Genomic DNA, 23,442 nt, shown 5'->3' on the forward strand with positions numbered 1-23,442 from the left:
AACACGGATTATTTATTGATGCGAGGCTTTATGGCGCAGGTCGGGGCAGCCACCATTCCAATAAACGGACCGAGCCGAACGTTTTTCCCGGACCGGAGATTCCGGTGGGCGGCGCATTTGGTTCCGCTACAGAATCATGTTGAAATGGATATCTGTCCGAATTTTTGGTATAATCAGATTAAGAACAAATATTCGGATGAACATTCAAAGTGAGTAATAATGTTTCATAATTTATTAGACTCCATTGACAAATTACCGATTAAATTAATTAAATGAAAGGTGGGATTTGAAATGAAAAATTTCATAATTAAATGCCAAATTAATAAATTGATTGGGGTTAACAACGAGTATTCAAACGTTTTAATTGAATGCTCGTAATATCTTTCAAAATATAGGAGGAGAATTCGTGTTAAATAAACAAGGATTTAATTTATGGGCAGATAATTATGATAACACCGTACAAATTAGTGAAGAAAACAATGATTATCCGTTTGCAGGTTACAAACAAATATTAAATGTTATCTTCAATGAAGTAATGCAAAAAACTTGTTCAGACGTGTTAGATATAGGGTTTGGAACAGGTGTATTAACGAGTAAACTGTATGAAAATGGGCATCAAATAGATGGTTTGGATTTTTCACCTAAAATGATTTCTATTGCAAAGGCAAAAATGCCTGAAGCCCATTTAATAGAGTGGGATATTGCAAAAGGATTACCCTCCGAAATCCTTAACAACAGGTATGATTCAATTGTAAGTATACATTGCACCATCTAACGGATGAAGAAAAGGTTTCCTTTATTATTAAATTATTATCTCTTCTAAAAGAAGAAGGGCAGATTTTAATTGGAGACATCTCTTTTCAGAACAGAGATAAACTGAATATTTGTAGACAGAAAAACCTGCACCACTGGGACGATGATGAATTTTATTTCGTTTTTGATGAATTAAATTCCTCATTAGCAAATGTATGTACTTGCAATTTTCATCCCATTTCTCATTGTGGCGGGGTTATCGTCATATCTAAATAAAGCATGTAAGGGAGTAGCAGACATAAGTGCTGTTACTCCTTCACTATCTGAAATTTCATTTCTTTATGAACTAAGGGGGCTTGAGTGAAAGATCGTTTTCGGCAAGGATCGCTGCGGCGATCCCGTTTTCTTCTTGAACTAATGAGGGAACGTTTGTGCAATAACGAGTATAATCTTTTATTCAATATTTGATAGTAAATGAAAAGATACTTATTGAAGGATGGGGGGGATTGAATTGAATCGGCAAACGCTAATTGATGATTTCCTAAAATGCTTTCCTGAGTTTATGACTTTGTATTATGAACATCTTGACGAATATGATGGTGATTTTTTAGCACACATCTTTTTTGGAGATAACCTTAATCCAAAATTAATCGAATTATTAGAGGATAACCGAAATATAAAGGAAATCGAAAAAATATTTACATTTTTAGAGCGAATGGCAAATGAGGGAGATGTGGATGTAAAAGAGGTTCTGGTTGCTACAATTTTAGAAAGACTAGCAGGTGAGGACCAAGGATTATTGAAGAAAGGGCATCTATATATGGGCAAAGCCACTAGGGAAGCTTCGGATCAACTCGAAAAATCCTGGAAAGAATTTCAAAGGAGAAAATAAAGCTTCTTCCACTAACTGGGTGCTTGAGCGAAAGATCGTATTCCGGCAAGGATCGCTGCGGCGGTCATATTTTCTTTTTAAGGTAACGGTGCAGGATAGTGAATGAAGGAGTCCAGTTTTCCCTTGATGAATATTAGGGTATGTGGTTTTAAGGAGAGATTTTTATGATAAAAAATATCGAATTATTATCGAATGAAATTGAAGATTTTTCTTTCGGGAAAATAAAGTATTTGGTTGGATTTTATTTGAACTTTCCAAGGGAATCAGCCCTCATTGGTTCTTCGGTTCTTGATATTGATTTTATTATTGAAGTTGAGTCAACCCAATATCTTTCACGGTTTCGTTTCTACAACCCTGAGAGTATTACCTTCAAAAGCGGTGGACCATATCATCAAATTTCCATCTCAATAACCGATATTAGGGACAGAGGTTGGGAAGGTAAAAATTATGAAATTGATGATTACGAAGAAGGAAGACTTCACTTTTATTGTCCAGAGATTGAAGTAATGTCGGTAAATGAAACAAATTATTTTATTTAAATTTATTAACCTAACGGATGCTTGAGCGAAAGATCGGTTTCCGGCAATGATCGCTGCGGCGGTCGTTTTTTCTTGTTGAGCTAACGGGGCAGTTTAGTGGAACAAGAACATGATAAAATATAGCTAAAATGAAAAATGAAGGATGTTTAAAATGGATATAGGATTATTTAGAAAAGCATTAGAGAAAATTGATAAACACACTCTAATGAAGGTTGAATTTAGTAAAAGTACAATTAAATTTTTTGAGGATTATCAAATTCCTGAGGATGTAATTTCTTTTTTAAAAGAGTTTTCTTTTAGAGAAAACTTAAAGTTTAAGCATGTTTATTTTAATATTGTAAATGAAATGCCTGAAGAAAATTTAAACGAAGAACACAAACGCTGTATTGATAATGGTTTGTTTATAATTGGTTATGGACTTAATGGAGACCCTATTGTAATCGATTTAAAAACTAAAAAGATAGGTTATATTTTTCATGACGAATTATGGGAGGATGAAGATGTAAATCCGAGAGAAATACATATTAGCCTTGGATGTTCTATTCCACAATTTTATTATAATTCAGTTACGATTGATGATTATCCAGTAGATGGTTATGAAGCCGAAACTTTTATGGAAAATCAAAGTTAAATGATATTTCCTTTATAAACAAACGGGCTGTTTCGGCAGTCCTTTTTTCATTATCGTTCTTCAACTAAAGTTGCAGTTTAGCGGAAGAAGGAAATCAAAATCTCCTAGTCGAATTTTAAATACAGTTTGTATATAGGAGGAGTAAAAATATGGGCAATGAGATAATATTGAATTTTTTTAAACAGCTTAACAATTATAATTTATTACCTCAAAGGTTTTTTCAAAGAAACACGATATATTATCGTTTTGTTTCTTATATAAATAATTCTATTGCATGTTTTATGAGTGAAAACTATAATGGGACAATGCTTTTCATAAATAGGGCATATAAAGAAATGAAAGAACTTAAAAAAGAAAACTACATTAATGATGATAATATAAAATATTTCACTTATTGCCAAAAATATATAAAAACTACAGTTGATTATTTAATTGATAATAATCTAGTTGATGAATTTTTTATAGAGAGATTTTATAGAGAAAGTAAACAAGATGAATTTTGATTTCTTATTGAACTAAAGGGTGCGTGCTTTACTTTCACAACAAATGGACTGTTTCGGCAGTCCTTTTTTTATTATCGTTCTTCAACTAAAGAGCAGGTTTGTTGAAATATAGAATGACTCAGTTTCATACATATTTTATGTTTGGGGAAACTAACCTTAAAACTCGAAATGTTGGGGGGGTGAGTATGAAAAAAATCATTTGCATTATGTTAATGATTTCTTGTGTTTTAGTTTCTCCTAAGATTGGGACAGTCTTTGCAGCTTCAAACGATAAACCTCCAACTTATGAGGAAACCCTTTTTGAAATCGGTTATCAACCTGTTGACGAAGCTTTAAAGGCTTTTGAACAGCATTCTAAACGAAAATTAAGATTACCGTTTAGAATACCACCCGTGGCTTTTACTCATACTTTTGGGAGGTTTAGTGATTTAGGTGGGGATTTAAATGATACTTTTGAAGTTATGTTTATAAGTGATAAGTCACCCGAAAATCATTATAAAGTTAATGTTCGTCCTGCAAAGAATGGAATATCTATAAATAATAGAGATGCATTAAAAACATATAAGCTAAAGGATGGCAAACAAGCTACTTATATGGTAACTCGAGTTGCTAATCTCCTTATATTTGAAAAAGATAATTGGCAGTATATGCTGGGGATAGATAAAAGAATTTCGGATAAAGTGACTCCTCAAACCTTAGTTGAAATTGCTAATTCTATTGATTATTCACCTAATAATAAAAAGTAATTCTTTAACTAAAGGATGCTTTACTTTCACAACAAATGGACTGTTTCGACAGTCCATTAGCTATGCGTTTCTGTAGCAAGACAGGAACGCTTTTCACATAGGGGAAGTGAGCGATAACTCAACCCTTATTTATATGTGTTCACAACAGATCGACTGTTTCGGCAATCCTTTTTTCGATATTACACTAAAATGAAAGTACGGCAGGATTATTAGTGATTCTAACAGAATTACTTCAGATACCATATTTAAAAGGGTGCGTGAAGAATGCTAAACGCTATTTTACCAGATACTGTATTTTTTGTTTTATATTTGTTATATGTTTTCTTCTTAATAAAAAGGAAGAATTTTACACTTTATAACCATTTACTTTTGTTCTTAATGGTGGTTTATGTATTATCGGTTATGTCTGTTACATTATTTCCCTTACCAATTCAAAAGTCATATATTATTTATATGGATAAACATATACAAATTGGGGAAAGAAATAATTTTATCCCTTTTCATTCTATTTTGGATACTTTAAGAACCGCAGTTGCAGGGTCAGTAATTTTAAGACAAATTGGTGGAAATGTTCTTTTGCTATCTCCATTTGGATTTCTTTTGCCACTATTAGTAAAAAATATGTCATTTAAAAAGACAATTTTGGCTGGTCTTTCATTAAGTGTGATTATAGAAGGCATGCAATACTTAATCAGTGCCTTTTTGGGTTTTAGTTATCGTTCAACTGACATTGATGATGTTATCTTAAATACAACTGGTGCTTGCTTTGGGTATCTGGCTTTGAGATTGCTATTAAAGGTTTTTGTATCAAACAAATTTAAGCATAGTAATCTCCAATCAAGTAGTCGTAATTAAAATGTTATAAAGCTATCAGAGTGCTTTACTTTCACAACAAATGGACTGTTTCGGCAGTCCTTTTTCATTGCCGTTACTCAACTACCATGGAAGAACGGGGTGAAATTCCATCCTCTGTGGTGAAGCTCTGCTTCATGGATGGCTAACGGGTGCAGTTTAGTTCAATTAGGTGCACAACTAATTTTAGTAAAGTATATGGTTTTTTATGGTAATATAAAAGGAGGAGGTGCATGGGATTTGGTTTATTGGAAATTAAATTATAAAAAGAAGTTTCTTTGGAATTTAGTACAAATTCCTATGGTAATTGCCTTAATAATATTGATATTACTGTCAAATATTTTGTCATTGTTTTTATCTATTTTATTGATTACAGCTCTCGTTGCAGTGTCAATCACTACATTATTTTATACACATCGCAAATGGAAGAAAGAGGGAGAAATTGATACAAAGAATTTTTGAATCGTGATTTCTTATTAAAGTAACGGGTTCTTTAGCGGAAAATCTGGCTGCCATTCTCGGAGGCATTTCTTATTGAAGTAATGGGGCAATGATACGAAGTATATTTGCTATACAGAGCCTGCTGTTTGAATGTGTTCTGAATATATTCATAAATGAGTGTGGTCATATTGATAAAAAATAAGAAATATCTCTTTATTGCTCTTATTCCTTTTTTTGCGTCAATGGCATTAAATTTCCCTTTCCCTAATGTAAATCCTTATGGTGAGACAGTTTTTTCGGTTTTTAATATACCTGTTCGAACAGTAAATGGGATAAATTATGTAGGAATAACATCATTCCTTTTACTAATAGTAAGCTTATATTTTCTCTGTAAATCATTTAGGAAATATCATATAAGATTTGTAGTGATTGCAATAATGATCGCAATTTTTACTCCTCCTTTTCTTGCACGATCGTTTCAAAAAACATTTGCAACAGGAATTTACGCAATTTCATATGACCGTGAAAAAAGTAATTGTAGTTTTAAAATGACCAATAAGACAACATTGCACGGGGTATGTGAACTTCCTTTTGAAAATTACAACAGAAATGATGTACAATTCACCATAGAATTTTATGATCAAAACCAAGATGATGTTCAAATAGTATCACTTATGAATAAGAATGGACCATATGAATTAAAGTTAAAAGGAAATGAGAATAAAAATGTAAAAATTGTGGCGAATATTGATGTGTCAAAAATGAAAAGCCACATAGTTGGTGGTGGAGCAACTGGTGTTAATATTATCATTAAGTCGGGTGGAAGTAGCAGAAAATTATGAGGTGGTATGGAAATCTAATTAACCAATCGGGTGCAAGAGATGAAGAGTGGGTTGCTGCGGCAATCTTTTTTTCTTGTTGTGCTAACGGTAGCAGGTTAGTGGAAGAACAATGACCATTTTTTACCTGAAGTTTTAATGAAGATTTTTCTGATAAACTAAATTGAATACAGCATTTTTGAGGAGAAAGATTGATTGAAAAAGAGACACATTTTTATCACTTTAATAATACTTGGGTTGTTAGGATATGTGGTTTATTGGGCATTTTTTGATATGAGTCGATTACCTAAAGGAGATATAATTTCTGAAGTGAGTTCTCCTGAAGGAACTTATACGCTTAAAGTCTATGTTTCAAGTGGAGGAGCTACAACAGATAATGCTGTTCTAGGGGAACTAAATTTTAACAAAGAAAACAAAAAACCAAAGAACATTTATTGGAACTATCACGAAGAAACTGCAAATATTAAATGGGTAGATGAAAATACAGTTATAATTAATGGTCATAAATTAAAAGTACCTAGTGAAACTTTTGATTATAGAAGAAAATAAATAATTTTTCTGCCACTAACGAGATGCTTTAGCTTCATAACAAATGGCAACGAAGGGAAAATTTTTTATGGCAGTGTTTGGTGGATTCATTCTCTTTTTAATAGGTATTGTTTCTTTTATATCACTATTGGTTTATGGTTATAAAGAATTTAAGGCAGATGAGTCTAAAACATCAAAAAAGGCGGTCTTTTTAGTTTTAGGAATACTTGATACCTTTTTCGGTACAGGTGGTGAACTAACAGGACTTGCTTTAATATTATCACTTGCAGCTATCCTTATTGGTCTTGTGATTATGGGGGTATTTCATTAATACATTAATGTGAAGTTTATGCAATATTATACTTAAAGTAACGGTTGGCTAGAGTTTAAGTTAGGACCACTGCGGGCGATCCTTTTTCTTATGCAACTAATGGGGCAGTTTAGTGCAATAAGGATATTGGTTTTATGTTAAAGTAGAAGAAAGGTGGGGAGTATTTTGAAGTATTTTACAAAAGATTGGTATAAAGAAAACTCAACGATCAGTTTTTTAGTCTTTCCAGAAACAATCGAAGAATGGGAAGAAAGCATACAATTGTATGAACAAAATGGGATTGACATTCAAAAAAATTATCAAGTTGAGTTAGAAGAATGTAAACAAGACCTATTAAAGTTTCTGCCTGAATCGTTTCATCCATATATTAATGATGGAACATTGAATTCAACCTTTCCAACACCACAGCTTAAAGAAATGGCTGACGAATGGATAAAGAAAACAGAAGAAAAAACAATAAAAATGCTTAAAGACTACGATAAGTATTACCACGCAATTAAAGAATCACTCCCTCCAAATGCTAATAAAATACACGATCTTGGAATGCACGATGCACAGGTTAGCGATGTTGAAATATCTGACAAGACTTTTAAAATTACTTTTAACGATAGAGGATTGAATTTCACATTCACTAACGTACAGCCCATAACGATACCTAACCTTTCAGGTAGATGGTGGCTTTATGATGAAATATATCCAAATGATAATGGATTTGAATTACGGGTTCTTTTTGATGATCTAACAGAGATGAATCTTGTTGCCGAAAATGTATTAATAGATGAACTAACGGGTTCTTGAGGAAACAAGGAGTTGTAGCGGCAGCTCCTTGTTCTTGTTCGACTAACGGAGCAGGTTAGTTCAATAAGAATAAGGAATATATAATGTATTTAATCAAAGATTTAGGAGGAGTTATAGATGGAGTGGTCCCAATGGTTGCAAGGCGGTCCTTTCCTTGAAGTTAGTTTCTTGTTGGAACTTAAAGAAGAGAAAACAAAAACAATACAGGATATAATAAATAAGTTATCAAAGGTCACAAATAAAGTTGAAATCGTTGACGAAAACGTTGATGATATTATTGATTTTTTTGATAGAGGGTATCCATATGATGAAGAAGACCCGAAATCCATACATATACACTCATTAAGATTAAGATTATATGTCTATTTATCAAGGAAACGAAAAGCGACCTTACAAATGGAAAGGGTTTTTCCCAACACACTAATGGTGGATTTTTGGTTTTATGGGAATGAATTTGATGCACCAGAATGGGACCAAATTGGCATAAAGAAAGAAGAATTTACAGGCTTTACAAGTTTTCTTAAAGAGTTGTATTCCGTTTATGAGTTTAAAATCGGTGGAATTGCAATCGAAAAAGATGTTCTTGAATTATTTGGGTTCGATGAAACATACCCTAACGAATGTTATCGTTACGAAAACTTGTTTCCTGACTATTTTCTTAAAGAACCATCTCCATTCTTAAGTATCATTTGGAGTGAAAAACATAAGAAATTAAGCCATATTCCTTACAATTACAAAAGGCTTGATAAGGAAGGAATCCTTATTGAAACGGGTAGTTTTAATGACTAACCTTGTTCAACTAACTGGGTGCTTTAGTAAAACAACAAAAGGACTGTTTCGGCAGTCCTTTTTCCTTCGTAATTGAATGCTAACGATTCTAGTTAGTTGAGTGTTTTAGTAAGAACGTAATATAAATAAAGATGCTAAAAAAAGGAAGGAAATGACAGTAGTAATCGAGAATACTTATTATTGGAATATTAAGGAAAGCGTGGGGAGAAACGATTTATAAGAAATTTGTTTTGATATTATTACCTTTAATAATTGTTATTTCATTTGCTACTTGGTTGCTATTAAAAGATATTAAACCAGCAGAATCATCTAAAATTGGAAAAACACCCAAAATTCAATTCTCTCCAAAAAGTGTGCCCCCAGGAAGTCAAAGCCAATATAATATCAGGTTGTCAATGAATCAAGACGGAAGGTTTCATTTAGAAACAACGGTAAAAGTCAAAAACGTTTCTAAAGATTCGTGGGACGATTTAGTGTTTTACATTATTCCAAATATGTTTACAAAAAACAATTCACCACAATTAGAACACCCATCTATAGTTCAGTTTGATAAGGTTTCAGTCGGGGGAGAAAAAGTAGATTATAAACTAGATAAGGATACATTAACCATTCCTCTGTTAAGTAAATTAGACACAAACAGTGAAGTGATCGTGGATTTTGCTTATGATTTTACTCTTCCTGAAAACGGATATAGATTTACAAAGAACAATGGGAATTATTATTTGGCACAATTCTATCCTATGGTTGCTACTTATAAAAATCATAAATGGAACAAGGAACAATATTCTGCACATGGCGAAACCTACCATACTGCATTCAGTGATTTTAAAGTAGCCTATGACATTCCAAATAGTTATACTTTTGTTTCCACAAGCGAGAATGACAAATATCCTAGTGAAAACAAAGGTTCTTTCGAGGTTAAACATGTAAAAGAAGTTTTTATGGCGATTCTGAAAAAGCCAGATGTGACCGAGAAAAAGGAAGGAAATGTTAATATCAGAGTATTCGGAAATAACTATGATAAAAGTTTATATAAAGAGTCAATAAATGCTGCCTCAGATGCCCTAAACTTCTTTCAAAAGAATATTGGTCCTTATCCATTTAAACAATTAGATATAGTATTAAATCAAATGGGAATGGAATACCCAGGCATAGTAACGGCTGGGTCAATTCAAAACATAGCTCAAGTTAATCTCAATTCTCTCAAATATATGATTGTTCACGAAATTGCACATCAATGGTTTTATGCAGTTATCAGTAATGATCCTTATAATGAAGCTTGGTTGGATGAAGGGTTTGCTGATTTTGCTGCAAAACTTTATTATTTTTCTAATTCAAAACGTAACAACCCATTTGATACGATACCAGTTGGGCAATTAAATCTTCCCGTAAATATGCCTCTAGATAGATATACATCTAATTCAAGTTCATATATTTATGGGAAATCAGAAGTAATGATATGGAAATTGTTTGAAAATAGGGGTGGGATAAAAGAAGCTGAAAAGTTCTTGAAAACTTATTATGATTTTTATAAATACAAAGAGGTTAACACACAAGAATTTGTCAGGTTTACTAAATATTATTTCAATTTAAAAAGTAACTCTGTATTCAAGGGATGGTTATTACTTCAGGACTCGTAAAACTATAGTTTCACAACAAATGGGCTGTTTCGGCAGTCATTTTTCATTATCGTTATTCAAGTAACGTGGCATTTACTGGAAGAAGGATTTCTTTTGATAACCCTAGAATAATTGTATATATACTGCAATCGAAGAAAACTTTTCTTATGGACTAGAAGAAAATAAAAATTGAAAAAGGTGATGAAATGAACAATAAAATCCTTGATTTTTTTGGCGAAATATTAATGGAAAAGGTTCGGGATTATTCTATTGGGGAATGGGAGAAAACAATTAAAGGTGAGATGAAAAGCGAGGATTCTAAAAAATTACATAGCTTAATTTCAGCCTCCGGTCAAAGTGAATTAATAAAAAAATTAGTTCCTGAAATAGTTGATACAACGATACATAATCTACTATGGATGTTAGAACAAGAAGAGATGATTGATGTTACGGTAAATGTAGATGATGATGGAAAACAAGAAAGTTTAAAAGATGTAAGTGACGGCTTAGCGGGTGAACTATATACGGAAGACGGCTGGATTTACCGTTTTAGTAAAAAAGATAAGTACGGGGGCTTATGCTAAAGATGGGATGGCTGCGGCGATCCCGTTTTCTTAGTGTGCTAACGGGACAGGTTACTTTAAGAAGGATTTTTTAATCCAAATCCTGAATTGCTAATTTAGCCCAGTTTCAAAAAGGTATTGAGTTGTAAAAAAGGACAGGAAGTGATGATGATGCTAAAACAATTAGAAGAAGCGAAAAATAACAAACATTTGCTTGAAATATACAGAGACTTGAGTGATGTTGGAAAATTTAGGGCTGGAAGAGTGTTGAAGGCAAATGAAGAATATACTATTTTAGCGGATATTTCAGCCGTTGGTTTATACGATGGTTTTTCCCTAATTTTAACGGAGAATATTTTTCAAATTAACCAAAATACACGTTATCTTAAAAACCTTGAAATATTATATGAAGCTAAAAAACAGAACCATTTTAGATTTGATGTGGAGAATGAAGACTTAATTCAGGGTTTTTTTGAGGTTGCGAAAAAGCAAGAATTGGTTGTTATAGTAGAAATTTCAGAAACAGAGACAATTCAAGGGCTTGTTAAAACTATCGAAGATGATATTGTCGTTTTATCTGCCTTAACAAATGAAGGGTTACTTGATGGTGAAACATATGTAAAAAAAGAAGATATAACTTGTATTGTCTGTGATAATCAAGAAGCGAATTGTTTGAAAATTTTATACCCCAAGATTGGCAAAGAATAGATAAAACCATTATCGCAAAGGAACACAAAGTTTTGTGAAGAATTTTACTTAAGCCAACGGATGCATTACTTTAACATCAAAAGGACTGTTTTGCCAGTCCTTTTGATTTTTTCCAACTTCTTATTGAACTTAGTTTATTGATTCCTTATCAAAATTGTCGTAACCAAAGAAAGTCATTTCCCACATGGAATGTGCAATAATATTTTCAACACTCATCGAGTTAAGAGTGTCTACGTCGATGTAAAAGTTTATCCATTCATTAAAACTATTTCCTACAAGTGAATACCCTGTATGGTTATCATCTCTTCCAGAAACATCAAAATATAAATCCTTATTATTTTCATCGAATTGTGTTCGATAAACCGATTCATCATCTTCGTCTGTATCAAACGCAGATATATAAATGAACATATTCGAATGGTTCTCTTTTAAATTAATAATTTGTAGTTTTTCATATAGAACCTTAAAATCTTCTCGAATATCATTTATTTCACGTTTCATTTGGTCGGAATAATGTAAGAGGACTTTCTCCCAAACTTTATTAAAAGGAGTTAACAAAATTAAATCTTTTAAGGTATTCAAAGAAAAAACCTCCGGTTGTCAGGTAAATTAATTAAATACTATCATTAATTTATAGTTCTTCCTAGCTAAACATAAATGAATATGTGAATGTTTGTACTTAATTAACGGGGGCGATTGTTTAAGATTGATCGCTGCGGCGGTCTTTTTCCTTGTTTAGCTAACGTTTGTAGGATAGTTTAATAAAGTTGAGAAATTGTATTTTGGGGAGAGTGTCTTTTTGATATTAAAAGATGTTTGTAAATGTAAAATTACTAAATCATTTAAATTCGAAGCGGATTTTTCGGCTGACCCAATTTGGTGCAACGTATGTGGTTGGAATCTTGATATAGATGATTTCCCTTTATCAGATAAATTGCAGGAAGAACTATTTGAATGGGTAAGGGAATATGGTAAATGGATTGATTTAGAAACCGATTCATTAATAGAAAATGGATTAAAACTAGTGGAAAATCACAATGAAAAAGGGTTGAAATTATTCCAAGAAGTGAAGAAACAGTTAGGAGAAAAATATCCAATCGTATTTGTTCCATCTAAATCATATTGAAAAATAATTGATTTTCTTCTTCAACAAACGGGTGCTTTCGTTGAACAAAGGGTTGCTGCGGCGACTCTTTTTCTTGTTCCACTATCTGGCAGAATAGTTTAATAAGATACACACTATACTGGCTGAAAAAATATTAAATATTTGATACAAGGAAAAACGAATTCCTTTATAGAAATCTCTTAGTTGGTAATTATTTTGATGAAGAAAGAGGAATTTAATGAACATAAGATTATTAGAAGTAACAGAGAACAATTTTTGGGATGTTAATAGTTTGAAGTCGGACAAGGAACAGGAACAGCGTATTCAAATATTTGAAAGATGGGTGGGCTCTAATGCTTTTTTTCTTGGGGCTTGCCAAGTATATGGATTCGTCCCAAAAGCTATTTATGACGGAGATGTTTTAATAGGTTTTACTTGCTTTGGCTATCGAAATGAGCATGGAAGATACGAGTTAATCAGTCTTATGCTAGGGCACCAATTTCAGGGAAAAGGTTATGGAGTTCCTATTTTGAAAACGGTGGTGAATAATATGATTAAAATGTTCGACTGTAAGGAAATTTATTTAACAGTCATTCACAATAATGAACCAGCAAAACGGATCTATGAAAAAATAGGATTTAAGCCAACTGGAGAGATTGAGAAAGCTCATCACGATGAATTTGTTTATTGTTTAAAACTGACCGAGTAATTTATATTATTTTACATAAAGCACATTCTTTCTACGTCAACCATAGCATTGCTCGAATATCGGTAATGCTTTTTTCTTATTCAAGTAACGGTGCAGAATAGCTGAAGAAGGAAAGGCATAAAATGTTAAGAAATTAGGTCGAAAAGGAATATTTTCTTTTATAGCCGAGTTGATGTTTTCGATAATGAGGTGTGATTAATATGAGTTTAGTAAATAAGAACATTGTTATAAAATTTTTATTTTGGATACTTCTCATATTTTCCGTTTTTGCACAAATGTCCGATAAACTCATTATGTGGTTAGCCCCTAATACTGTATCTATTTGGGATGAAAGATTGTGGTTTACATTAATACCAGTATTAGTGAACTGTTTACTATTATTTTTAATTTATAAAAGTTCTATTGTTAAGCCATTGTCTTCTTATTTATGTCTTACCCTTAATACCTTTTTGATTTGTTATTATTTTTATTATCAATTTATATGGGATGTCGGAGGCTGGAAGTTATTTTAGAGAACTTTATAATAAGATGCTATCTTATTTATTCAGAATTGGAAATTGTGAAGTCTTGTACTTAAAGTAACGGGTGCGTTAGTGAAACATGACATTATTTAGGAATTATAAAATTTGAAAACAAGAAGGCAATATAAAAACCCTGATTTTTCTGCTTAGCGTATAATATCCTCGCAGTACCCCATAAAGAAATACTCGTTTTTTTGTTGTTTGTTGTAGTATAGACAGGAGATAATATTACCGAGGAGGGATAAAAATATGAGCAATTTTTCGGCAACTATTGTTATAAGGTCTATTCGAAATTTTGAATCGGCGGCTTCGGACATTTTAAATGCTGGTTATACTACATATAAAGCTAGAATCAAAAGATTCATATCAATAATAAACCAGGATGCTGTAATTAACTCCATTGTTGCACCTTTAATGAGTATACCTGTTGAATTTGATAAAATACATATTGGCAGAGGTGACTTTTGGATAAATGAGTTAGATCTACCTACAGATATAGACAGCCAAATCGCTTATGTCTTGCAAATATTTAATCAGGTTACAACAGATGAAATATCATTAGATCACTTAGCTCATAGGATATTTAAGCAAAAGGCATTGGCAGATAATGTCCGGGAGTTTATTTTGGAAGTTGTTGCCCCTTGTTTAAGGGAACTCCTTCATCGTTTAAATGATTTAGTTGAAGACGAAGTGGAAGGAAAAGAGGAAATTGCAGCAAATACTTTGCAAATTTTTAATTACGGCCATATCAATGCTTCAGGTGGCAGTAATATTGCAATAGGAAAAGATATACATCAGGCATCTCATTATGAAAATATCGTGAACAAAATAATGGATGAAGTAAACAAACACCAGGTAATTCCTGAAGAGAAAATGGCTGAAGTAGAACAGGTAGCTAATGAAGTTCAAGCGGAGATCAATAAACCATCACCTTCACCAGGCAAATTAAAAAGTTTTGCAGACAAATTATACAGAATTGGTGAAGCTGCTTTATTAAAAGTAGTCACTAAAGCGGTAAACGACCCTCAGTGGGGCCAAGCTGCGGCACAAACTATGTTTGATCATATTGATAAAATTTTTTAAGCATCCTGTGGATGCTTCAGACTGTCGACAAATCCGAGAAAAATCGGGTCTGCCGGCAGTCTTTTTTGTATAATTGATATATGAAGATTTTAATGAGGTGGATACTATGCTTTCAAAAAATACACAGATGAATCGTGACCAAATAGAAATGATAGCTTTAGAACAACTTGTACCTGCGAACCATTTGGTTCGCAAAATAGAAGCTGCCATAGATTTCTCATTTATCTATTCACTTGTACAAGATATGTATTCATCTGATCGAGGTCGTCCGAGTATTGACCCTGTAGTATTGATTAAGATGGCGTTTATCCAATATACCTTCGGTATTCGCTCTATGCGTAAAACTATAGAGGAAATCGACACAAATATTGCTTATCGTTGGTTTTTAGGCTTTGGATTTTATGATAAAGTACCACATTTCTCAACCTTCGGTAAAAATTACGAAAGACGTTTCAAGGATACTGATTTATTTGAGCAGATTTTCTATCGTATTTTGAAGGAAGCTTCTGATAAAAAATTAATAAGCAGTGATCACGTTTTTATTGATTCCACACATGTTAAAGCAAGTGCAAATAAGCGTAAAATTGAGAAGAAAGTCGTTCGAAAAGAAACCAAAGCATATGAAGCGCGATTACAAGAGGAGATTAATAGTGACCGCGAAGATCACGGGAAAAAGCCATTTCCTCCAGATAAATTTGAAAAGGAAGAAAAGAAAGAAATTAAAGAAAGCACCACGGACCCAGAAAGTGGTTATTACGTAAAGGACGAGCGTACGAAACAGTTTGCTTACTCATTCCATACAGCTGCTGATCGAAATGGTTTTGTTCTGGGTACGATTGTTACACCAGGGAATATACACGATAGCGTTATTTTTGAACCACTTCTAGAAAAGGTCATTAAAAAACACGGGAAACCTGAGGCTGTTGCTGCTGATGCTGGATAAAAAACGCCTGCCATTGCCCAATACTTATTTGAAAATGATATAACGCCTGCATTACCTTACACTCGCCCTCGTACGAAGGATGGCTTCTTAAGAAAGCATGAATATGTTTATGATGAATACTATGATTGTTATATCTGTCCGAAAGGACAAATATTAAAATATGCAACAACGACAAAGGAAGGTTATCGACAATACTTCTCTAACCCCATTGAGTGTAAAAATTGCCCATTATTATCACAGTGTACACAGAGTAAAGAACATAAAAAACTAATTCAACGACATGTGTGGGAAAACTATTTAGAAGAAGCCGACCATCTTCGTCATACAGAAGAAAATAAAACTATATATGCAAGACGTAAAGAAACGATTGAGCGTGTCTTTGCGGATGCTAAGGAAAAGCATGGAATGCGATGGACAACCTTAAGAGGTCTAAAAAAATTGTCTATGCAAGCGATGCTTACTTTTGCTGCAATGAATTTGAAAAAGATGGCCAGCTGGACATGGAAAAGTCCGGTAATGGCGTAAATATATGAATAAGATAAGTCTAAGTTTTGCTCTTACGAGCAAAAGTCCAACAAAAAGGCATCCGAATGGACACATTCGGATGCCTTTTGTCTACAATCTGAAGCATCCTGTGGATGCTTTTTTTATGTGTAAAATTCAAGTGATTTTAATTTTATATATTCTATTAACATCAAAAAATTCCCTCATCCATAATCTTCTTTTTTAGTATTTTATTGGTTTTTTTACATAAAAGGGCAGGAATTGTTGTATATGGATAATAATCAATTAAGAGGTATTGGTGGTTGGTTGCTACTGGAACAGAGCCTATTCCGAGTATCGGGGGAATTATTGACAGCAAGCAGTTTGATAAGTATTAAAGCCGTAAATCCAGATGCAAAACCATTGAAATACGGACCAGAAATGAAGCTTCAGTGTAGAAAGACATTAGATGAAGTAATTGTTCTTTTGAATGACGAGTTGAGATAAAATCGTTTTGAAATTAGAATTTTTCTTAAAAGGAGTCAGAGTCGCAAACTTTTTTATAGGTATTTTAAATTGATTACGCAGTCTGAATATTTGATCCATCAGTTACTTTGCTTAGAAGCTCGTATTCTAATTTAGAGGCAATTTCAATCGAGGGGTGAAGTCTGTCCAGGAGCAGGCTTTCCTTACACGAACCTAGGAGATGGTATTTTTATCATCTCTATTTTGTTACTAATCCTTTATATGGGACATTTTACATCTTTTCTCTCCCCATTTGTTCAGCTTTTGTCAGTTAGACAGCCTTAAGGCTGCAATTTTTCTTCAGAAATAAGGAATTTAAAATCTTAGGTAAAAGTATACAGAACTACTTTTGGCGGCAGCACTACGGACTGGTCAGAATGGAAAAAGCCCCTTTCTGTCATTCCGTACGTGTCGCTTCGGCATTAAATGGACCGATAACTACGGACTGTACGGCTCACGCCTACATTCCATAGGTTCCAGTTCCATTTACGCTTACGCTGCCATACCGAACGAGCCGAAATCAAAAGATTAAAAGCTCAATCAAAAGAATAAAAGACAAAATGAGAGCAGCCATAACGGCTGCTTTTATTGTTGATTTTTCCCTTTTGCCTTCCGAATCGTAAAACAGCGCAAGCTTTCTAACCTTCCAGCCGGTAGGACACCCGAACCTTTCCGTCCAGAAACTAAGAAAGCTAGTCAATCGGTCAAGGGGCAAAAAACTTTTTTGCTTAAAGGCGCTATCTCAACAGCAAAAAACTTTTTGTGCGAAGATCGCCCTTGACCCATTGCCTATGCGCGTTTTTCGTTCTACTTGCAAAAGGGGAAAAATCATCCCCTTTTGGGGAAGGATTCGCTTCGGAATCCAAAAAGAAAAAATGAATGAAAAAAACAAAAATAAAAAGGAGTTTTGAAAAATGGAATTTACGTCAATCTTCGAAGTCGTTAGAATCAAACAAGAAATTAAGGAATCCTCAGAACCGTTTGTACAGTATGCTGTTCGTTCACCAGAAGATGCCCAAAAATTAGCGGCCTCTTACATAGCGGATGAAGACCGAGAGGTCCTTCTTGTGATGATGCTGAATACGAAAAATCAGGTAGTTGGGTTACATAGAGCCCATGTAGGAAGCTTGAATGCTAGTATCGTTCATCCAAGAGAGGTCATGAAATGCGCTATTCTCAATAATGCAGCATCCATTATTGTCAGCCACAATCACCCAAGCGGAGACCCTACACCGAGCCGGGAAGATTTGGACATAACCAAACGGCTTGCAGAAGCAGGAAGAATTTTAGGCATTGAATTGCTTGACCATGTGATTGTCACCCACACAGGAAAGCATGTCAGCCTAAAAGAGAAAGGATATCTATAAAAATACCAAAATAGCAAAGGGGGAAAAAAATCCCCCTTTGCTTGAAAGGAGAATATATGAATACGATTCTATCTTATAAAAACCGTGGAAAATGGGGGAAATCCACATATCGTGGGAATTGTAGCGGATATGTCATAAAAGATTTATTGGACTTTTACAAGCCTAGCAAATTTTTAGAAGTATTCAGCGGTTCCGGGACCGGGAAAGAAGTCGCGCTTGATTTAGGCATTTCAAACAGTGTTCATCTTGACTTGAATAATAGTTGGAATGCGTTACTAGATGACATTCCAACAGGGAATGACTTTACATTTAGTCATCCCCCATATTGGGACATTATTTCGTATGAAACGCAAAGAGGGGCACCACATGATGATGATTTATCCTACCATATGAGTTATGACGAGTTTATCCATAAATTAGATAAAGTGAACCAAAAAATATACCAGGCATTATTGAATAATGGGCATCATGCGATGTTATTAGGTGACGTGAGAAAAAAGGGGAAATATTATAGTCCAATCAAGGACTTAATCTATTTTGGTGAGATTGACGTTCATATGATAAAAACTCAACATAACACCGTTAGCGATAGAAAAAAATACAATGGCCATTTTATTGCCATTGCTCATGAACATTTAATCGTTTTTAAGAAAAAGTGTATTTGGTCCGTTCCAGTCAAAATAACAAAAACCAAAACCTTTGATTTAAGAGCATTTGAAAATATGACTTGGCGTGACTTGATTCAAGGAGCAATAGAGTATCTTGGAGGGGAAGCAGATTTATCTGCCATTTATGAGGTCATTCGAGAAAGTGAAAAATCTCGAAAAAATAAGCATTGGCGGGAAAAAGTTAGACAGACTTTACAAATTCATCAAAACTTTTCTTCCATCGAAAGAGGAAAGTGGAAATTAACTATAGTCTAAAAAATGGTAAGCAATGGGGCTTTGCCCCTTGCTTTATAAGGAGGTATCAACGGGAGCTAGAAGATAAGAAAAAGTGCTGGATGGCCAACTGACGAAGCTTCACGAATGGATAAAAAACATACGTTTTTTCTTGATTAGTTGACGCAGGCATCGAGCCTGCTTGACGGTTGCTGACGCAGCCTTTTGAAAGATTATTCGAGAAGAATAGAAACATTTAAAAAAGCAATTAATCAAACCCCTAAGCCCTCTGCATTCCATACTATGCACGGATGCAGCATAAAAATCATGGCATTAGAGTTGACTATGTCAACTTTTTGTTTTATTCTATTGTTGACTAGGTCAACAGGAGGGGATTATATGAAAAGCTCAACCAAACGCATCGTTGAAACTTTCCCGGAATTTAAAAGCAGATTAAAGGCATATGAGAACATTGATTTAGTAAGCGAAGCTTTAAAAGATTTAACGGAAGTAGAAGTCACTTTTTTAAAGTTAGCTTGGTTTTTTGAGGTTCCAGAATATGGAAGTTTTAATATCCGTTGGCTGTATGAACATTTAGATGATCAGTGGCTTGAATTGGCATTAGAATTAATAACTCTGTTCTTTCGAGAGGATACGTATCTCATTCAAAAACCTACCTTCTCCATTATTCGTGAAACGACAGATGATTATTTGAATCAAAAACAGTTTGCTGATTTCTTATCGGAACATGGATTGAATTATGATAAGCGAAAATTAAATGTGTATTACAGCCGAGGAAAGCTCCCAAATGCAGATATTGAACTTGCGGGAACCCCATATTGGAGCAAATATACAGTTAAAGGTTTTTATGAGCAGGAGAAAAAACGTTTAAAAAAGGATTAATTCAGAACTATGGATGGTAAGGAATAACAGATCTTATACAGCTGTTTGGGAGGTCCCACCCAAAACGCGGAAAACGCTAAGTAAATTTCGACATGGAAAAAAGCTGATTTTCCCTACACTTAACCCCATTATGTAAATGATTAAATAGCAAGATATCTAATTCTTTAAAAAGAACTTGATTTTTTCTTAGTTCTTTTTTTAGGAGGAAACTTATCTTCTACTAGATGTGGTGCAAGAAATTCATCCCAAGATAAGGTACTGTTATTGTCTGCTTTTACGGTTTTTTTAATTTCTTCACCTAATCTAGTTTTATCCCATAATTCCACTTTTAAATCTTTCGCTTTCTTTATAGCTGAAGTTGTGAATCCTGAAGTAGTTATAATGATGGATTCACTGCATTTACTAAGATGTTGTCCATTAAAAACTTCTTGTACGGCAGCTACTCCTATTGATTTTTTATATGATTTACAGTGAATTGCGGTTTTATTTATTTGGTTATTTATCTTTTTTGTCATCACTAAATCTATTCCAACATTCCTGATTTCAGGTGCTTTACTTATAGTAAATCCCTGTTTTTGAAAAAAGAATTTTATATAATTTTCAAACTCTACACCATTTAATTTAAGAATTTCATCTAAATGGGTGGGAGGATTTTTTTATAATATTGTTGGCGAAGTTCTTCTTTGTATTTCTTTGCTTTTTTCTTTCCGTTATTAGCGTGGCCTCTATATAATTTTTCAAATTCGTAAAAATTAGGTTTATCAAGTGAAAGTAAATTCCTTATCCACATTAGGTTAGATGTTTTTAGTTGTCTTTCAAATTTTTTCATTTCTTTTTTAAATTCTTGATCTACCCAACAAGAAAAGCAGTAGCTACTGATATAAATTTTCTTTTCAATTGTCAAAAGAGCCTCTATTTTGGTTTCTTTATGCCTGGAACATTTCTTTTTTGAATCCATTGTTATCCCCTCTTTGTTTAACCCATTTAACCTATTTATTCTTGATTACTCTTCAATTCCCCTGTTAATCCAGTCATTTTTCATTCTTTTCTAGAACAAGTGAAGAAGGATATCCTTCTCTTTTTTGCATGAAGCAAATATGCAGTTATTAATGAACCAGTTCGCCTTTAAGGCGGGCTATTTTCCTTTAGGAAGGCATAAGATTCAAAACCTTTTTTGGCGGCTGCACTACAGTCCGTAGGAAAGGAAAAAGCGCTCTTTCCAACAGACTGTACGTGTCGCTTCGGTATTAAATGGGCCGATAACCACGGATTGTAAAAAAGGAAAAAGCACCTTTTAACAGTCCGTAGGTTCCTGTCCCATTTACGGCTATCGCCGTCATACCGAACGAGCCGAAAACCTCAGAACCCAAAGCGGAAAGCAGCCAAACGGCTGCTCTTTTTATTTTTCCCTTTGCCTTCCGAATCGTAAAACATCGCAGGCCGACTAACCTTCCAGCAGGTCGAGACTCCTAGGCTGCGCCCTCCACCTGCTGGAAGCTAAGACGGCAAGTCAGCCGTTCAAGGGGCACAAAACTTTTTTACTTAAAACCACTTTGTAACAGCAAAAAACTTTTGCGCTAAGATCACCCTTGACCGGCAGCCTATGCGTGTTTTTCGTTCTCCATGTCAAAGGGGAAAAATAATTCCCTTTGGGGAACCATTTCGCTTCTTCAGGCAAAGCAAAAAAGGAAATGAAAACCCAAAAACGAGGAGGAACACCCAATGAAAAAAAGCGTTTATGACATCGTTACAGAGAAGGTCATCGGGCAGTTGGAAAAGGGGGTTATACCGTGGCGCATGCCGTGGATTAACGGGGGAGCAGTCAACTGGAAGACGCAAAAGCCATACAGAGGAATTAATACTTTTCTTTTAGAAGCCGGAGAATATGCCACATTTAATCAAATTCAAGAAGCCGGTGGCCAAGTTAAAAAAGGGGAAAAATCGCATATCGTGGTATTTTGGAAGTGGCTCGAAAAAGAAGATGGAGAAAGAGGAAAGATTGAAAAGATTCCTTACCTTCGGTATTATCGTGTTTTTGAAATCAATCAAGTGGAAGGGCTGGAAAGCAAACGAAAAGAAATAACCTTTGACCATAATCCAATTGAAAGAGCAGAAGAAATTTATAAAGGATACATCAATGGGCCTGATTACACATTCTATTCAGGGAAAGCCGTTTACTATCCAACTGTTGATAAAATCAACTGCCCACCACTAAAGGATTTTCCAAAGGCTGAAGAGTATTACAGCACTTTATTTCATGAAATGCTCCATAGCACAGGCCATAAAAACCGATTAGAACGTTCGGGCGTCATAACGCAAAATGTAGCCTTTGGAGATGACGTTTATTCCAAGGAAGAACTGATTGCTGAAATGGGGGCAGCAATGCTCTGCGGTGTTGCTGGGATTGATAACCATACCATTGAAAATAGCGCAAGCTATATAAATTCATGGATTAGAGCTTTAAAAGGTGATAGCCGTTTAGTTACACAAGCAGCAGCACAGGCACAAAAAGCAGCAGATTATATTTTGGGGAAAGAGGAAACAGAAGAGGAATAAAAGAAATGTAACATATAAGGTCACAGGCACAAGGATCCGTCTCCTTTCCTTAAACGGAAAGGAGACTAAAAATAGAACACTAAGAGCATTTATTTAAGAAGATAATTTGAAGTTATCAGCCTGCACATCAAAAAAAGTGTATGATACACCGTTTTGACTTTAAAGGAGGTTTTCTGATATGAAAGAATACGATGTGATTACTTGTCCATATTGCGGGAGCGAATTGATCCAGCAGCCTGAAAAGTATTATTGTGATTTCTGCGTTATGCGATTATGGCCGGAACAGGTGCAGCAGAATTATGAGCGAATTTCTGTCCGCATTAGAGATTTTGCGCTAGATGCTTATCTGGACAAATCCACCCCCGACCTTATGAGGTATTCGACTTTTGAGCTGCTTAATTTGCTGAAATACGCAAGAGCTGAAAGATCATCCTTTTATCATTATTTAAATGTGTTTTATAAAGCTCGAAAACATGGTCAGACAGATGAATATAAAGAAAATGAAGAAGAAAGCGGGAAACAATATGAAAAAATGACTCGCAAAATGTTTGTTCTTGAAAATATCATTCGCCAGCGGCTGGGGTATGTTCCCCATCGCATCACAGACGCTTATTTAGCGAGATATTTACAAGAAATGAAGAAAGATAAGCATAAACCTATGATTATCCGTCAGCAGAGAAAAGATGAAACAAAAAGCAGTATTCCAAGTTCTCAAACTTAAAATATTTGGTAAAACAAAGTAAGATACTCTTTGTGCTTGAGTATTATATGTTATGAGGAACAGCCCCGGTTATACACATTCCGGGGCTGTTTTGTATAATTAAGTAGATTGAT

27 protein-coding genes and 1 pseudogene are annotated in these 23,442 nt (G+C 34.1%); 25 read left to right on the forward strand and 3 right to left on the reverse strand.

The annotated features are described in order from the left end of the window. The first annotated feature begins 406 nt into the window (after positions 1 to 406). The 15 genes from ACZ5XR_RS29720 to ACZ5XR_RS29790 all read left to right on the forward strand — a co-directional run bounded on the left by ACZ5XR_RS29720 (position 407) and on the right by ACZ5XR_RS29790 (position 11,532). Complete coding sequence (locus ACZ5XR_RS29720) at positions 407 to 775, forward strand: class I SAM-dependent DNA methyltransferase (protein WP_464502530.1); 369 nt, start codon at positions 407 to 409, stop codon at positions 773 to 775. 489 nt (positions 776 to 1,264) lie between these two features. After that, on the forward strand, positions 1,265 to 1,645 hold the full coding sequence (locus tag ACZ5XR_RS29725; protein ID WP_464502531.1) for a DUF7674 family protein: 381 nt from the start codon (positions 1,265 to 1,267) through the stop codon (positions 1,643 to 1,645). 164 nt (positions 1,646 to 1,809) lie between these two features. After that, positions 1,810 to 2,184: a hypothetical protein gene (locus ACZ5XR_RS29730; RefSeq protein WP_464502532.1), complete on the forward strand. Its 375-nt coding sequence runs from the start codon at positions 1,810 to 1,812 to the stop codon at positions 2,182 to 2,184. A 151-nt stretch (positions 2,185 to 2,335) separates the two neighbouring features. After that, on the forward strand, positions 2,336 to 2,815 hold the full coding sequence (locus ACZ5XR_RS29735; protein ID WP_464502533.1) for a hypothetical protein: 480 nt from the start codon (positions 2,336 to 2,338) through the stop codon (positions 2,813 to 2,815). Positions 2,816 to 2,964: 149 nt separating this feature from the next. Further along, positions 2,965 to 3,318 carry a hypothetical protein gene (locus ACZ5XR_RS29740; protein WP_464502534.1) on the forward strand — a complete coding sequence of 118 codons (354 nt, stop codon included), beginning with the start codon at positions 2,965 to 2,967 and terminating at the stop codon, positions 3,316 to 3,318. A 185-nt stretch (positions 3,319 to 3,503) separates the two neighbouring features. Beyond that, positions 3,504 to 4,064, forward strand: a complete 561-nt coding sequence (locus ACZ5XR_RS29745) for a hypothetical protein (protein WP_464502535.1) — start codon at positions 3,504 to 3,506, stop codon at positions 4,062 to 4,064. A 264-nt stretch (positions 4,065 to 4,328) separates the two neighbouring features. Further along, positions 4,329 to 4,919, forward strand: coding sequence for a VanZ family protein (locus ACZ5XR_RS29750; RefSeq protein ID WP_464502536.1), 591 nt, complete (start codon positions 4,329 to 4,331; stop codon positions 4,917 to 4,919). Between the two features lie 626 nt (positions 4,920 to 5,545). Beyond that, on the forward strand, positions 5,546 to 6,199 hold the full coding sequence (locus tag ACZ5XR_RS29755; protein WP_464502537.1) for a hypothetical protein: 654 nt from the start codon (positions 5,546 to 5,548) through the stop codon (positions 6,197 to 6,199). Positions 6,200 to 6,391: 192 nt separating this feature from the next. Continuing rightward, a complete protein-coding gene (locus ACZ5XR_RS29760; protein ID WP_464502538.1) occupies positions 6,392 to 6,745 on the forward strand; it encodes a DUF5412 domain-containing protein in 354 nt (117 codons plus the stop codon). A gap of 67 nt (positions 6,746 to 6,812) precedes the next feature. Continuing rightward, the gene (locus tag ACZ5XR_RS29765; RefSeq protein WP_464502539.1) at positions 6,813 to 7,055 is read left to right on the forward strand and encodes a hypothetical protein; all 243 of its coding nucleotides are present in this window, start codon (positions 6,813 to 6,815) and stop codon (positions 7,053 to 7,055) included. Between the two features lie 165 nt (positions 7,056 to 7,220). Then, positions 7,221 to 7,853 carry a DUF4085 family protein gene (locus tag ACZ5XR_RS29770; RefSeq protein ID WP_464502540.1) on the forward strand — a complete coding sequence of 211 codons (633 nt, stop codon included), beginning with the start codon at positions 7,221 to 7,223 and terminating at the stop codon, positions 7,851 to 7,853. A 117-nt stretch (positions 7,854 to 7,970) separates the two neighbouring features. Next, entirely contained in the window at positions 7,971 to 8,642 is a 672-nt protein-coding gene (locus tag ACZ5XR_RS29775) for a hypothetical protein (RefSeq protein WP_464502541.1), read from the forward strand. A 230-nt stretch (positions 8,643 to 8,872) separates the two neighbouring features. Continuing rightward, entirely contained in the window at positions 8,873 to 10,282 is a 1,410-nt protein-coding gene (locus ACZ5XR_RS29780; protein WP_464502542.1) for a M1 family metallopeptidase, read from the forward strand. 185 nt (positions 10,283 to 10,467) lie between these two features. Further along, a complete protein-coding gene (locus ACZ5XR_RS29785; protein ID WP_464502543.1) occupies positions 10,468 to 10,845 on the forward strand; it encodes an epimerase in 378 nt (125 codons plus the stop codon). Positions 10,846 to 10,989: 144 nt separating this feature from the next. Then, entirely contained in the window at positions 10,990 to 11,532 is a 543-nt protein-coding gene (locus ACZ5XR_RS29790; protein WP_464502544.1) for a hypothetical protein, read from the forward strand. 129 nt (positions 11,533 to 11,661) lie between these two features. Here the strand turns inward: ACZ5XR_RS29790 and ACZ5XR_RS29795 are convergent, their stop codons facing one another. Beyond that, positions 11,662 to 12,114, reverse strand: coding sequence for a DUF6557 family protein (locus ACZ5XR_RS29795; protein ID WP_464502545.1), 453 nt, complete (start codon positions 12,112 to 12,114; stop codon positions 11,662 to 11,664). A gap of 217 nt (positions 12,115 to 12,331) precedes the next feature. Here ACZ5XR_RS29795 and ACZ5XR_RS29800 point away from each other — a divergent pair, with 217 nt between their 5' ends. The 8 genes and pseudogenes from ACZ5XR_RS29800 to ACZ5XR_RS29835 all read left to right on the forward strand — a co-directional run bounded on the left by ACZ5XR_RS29800 (position 12,332) and on the right by ACZ5XR_RS29835 (position 20,052). After that, entirely contained in the window at positions 12,332 to 12,658 is a 327-nt protein-coding gene (locus ACZ5XR_RS29800; RefSeq protein ID WP_464502546.1) for a hypothetical protein, read from the forward strand. 217 nt (positions 12,659 to 12,875) lie between these two features. Beyond that, positions 12,876 to 13,346: a GNAT family N-acetyltransferase gene (locus ACZ5XR_RS29805; protein WP_464502547.1), complete on the forward strand. Its 471-nt coding sequence runs from the start codon at positions 12,876 to 12,878 to the stop codon at positions 13,344 to 13,346. Between the two features lie 770 nt (positions 13,347 to 14,116). Beyond that, positions 14,117 to 14,950 carry a hypothetical protein gene (locus ACZ5XR_RS29810; RefSeq protein WP_464502548.1) on the forward strand — a complete coding sequence of 278 codons (834 nt, stop codon included), beginning with the start codon at positions 14,117 to 14,119 and terminating at the stop codon, positions 14,948 to 14,950. Positions 14,951 to 15,056: 106 nt separating this feature from the next. Next, a pseudogene (locus ACZ5XR_RS29815) lies at positions 15,057 to 16,418 on the forward strand (IS1182 family transposase). A 249-nt stretch (positions 16,419 to 16,667) separates the two neighbouring features. Next, positions 16,668 to 16,883: a hypothetical protein gene (locus ACZ5XR_RS29820; protein ID WP_464502842.1), complete on the forward strand. Its 216-nt coding sequence runs from the start codon at positions 16,668 to 16,670 to the stop codon at positions 16,881 to 16,883. A gap of 932 nt (positions 16,884 to 17,815) precedes the next feature. Then, positions 17,816 to 18,268, forward strand: a complete 453-nt coding sequence (locus ACZ5XR_RS29825) for a JAB domain-containing protein (RefSeq protein WP_464502549.1) — start codon at positions 17,816 to 17,818, stop codon at positions 18,266 to 18,268. Positions 18,269 to 18,324: 56 nt separating this feature from the next. After that, positions 18,325 to 19,191, forward strand: a complete 867-nt coding sequence (locus ACZ5XR_RS29830) for a hypothetical protein (RefSeq protein ID WP_464502550.1) — start codon at positions 18,325 to 18,327, stop codon at positions 19,189 to 19,191. A gap of 357 nt (positions 19,192 to 19,548) precedes the next feature. Next, entirely contained in the window at positions 19,549 to 20,052 is a 504-nt protein-coding gene (locus ACZ5XR_RS29835) for a hypothetical protein (protein WP_464502551.1), read from the forward strand. A 164-nt stretch (positions 20,053 to 20,216) separates the two neighbouring features. Here ACZ5XR_RS29835 and ACZ5XR_RS29840 read toward each other — a convergent pair whose 3' ends face one another. Beyond that, a complete protein-coding gene (locus tag ACZ5XR_RS29840; protein WP_464502835.1) occupies positions 20,217 to 20,681 on the reverse strand; it encodes a restriction endonuclease in 465 nt (154 codons plus the stop codon). A 5-nt stretch (positions 20,682 to 20,686) separates the two neighbouring features. After that, positions 20,687 to 21,010, reverse strand: a complete 324-nt coding sequence (locus ACZ5XR_RS29845) for a hypothetical protein (protein ID WP_464502552.1) — start codon at positions 21,008 to 21,010, stop codon at positions 20,687 to 20,689. 764 nt (positions 21,011 to 21,774) lie between these two features. Between ACZ5XR_RS29845 and ACZ5XR_RS29850 the strand changes: the two genes are divergently transcribed. Together ACZ5XR_RS29850 and ACZ5XR_RS29855 are read left to right on the forward strand one after the other, a co-directional pair. Then, positions 21,775 to 22,608 carry an ArdC family protein gene (locus ACZ5XR_RS29850; RefSeq protein ID WP_464502553.1) on the forward strand — a complete coding sequence of 278 codons (834 nt, stop codon included), beginning with the start codon at positions 21,775 to 21,777 and terminating at the stop codon, positions 22,606 to 22,608. A 178-nt stretch (positions 22,609 to 22,786) separates the two neighbouring features. After that, complete coding sequence (locus tag ACZ5XR_RS29855; protein WP_464502554.1) at positions 22,787 to 23,329, forward strand: hypothetical protein; 543 nt, start codon at positions 22,787 to 22,789, stop codon at positions 23,327 to 23,329. Positions 23,330 to 23,442 lie beyond the last annotated feature (113 nt).

Source organism: Neobacillus sp. Fa239 (assembly GCF_055395235.1).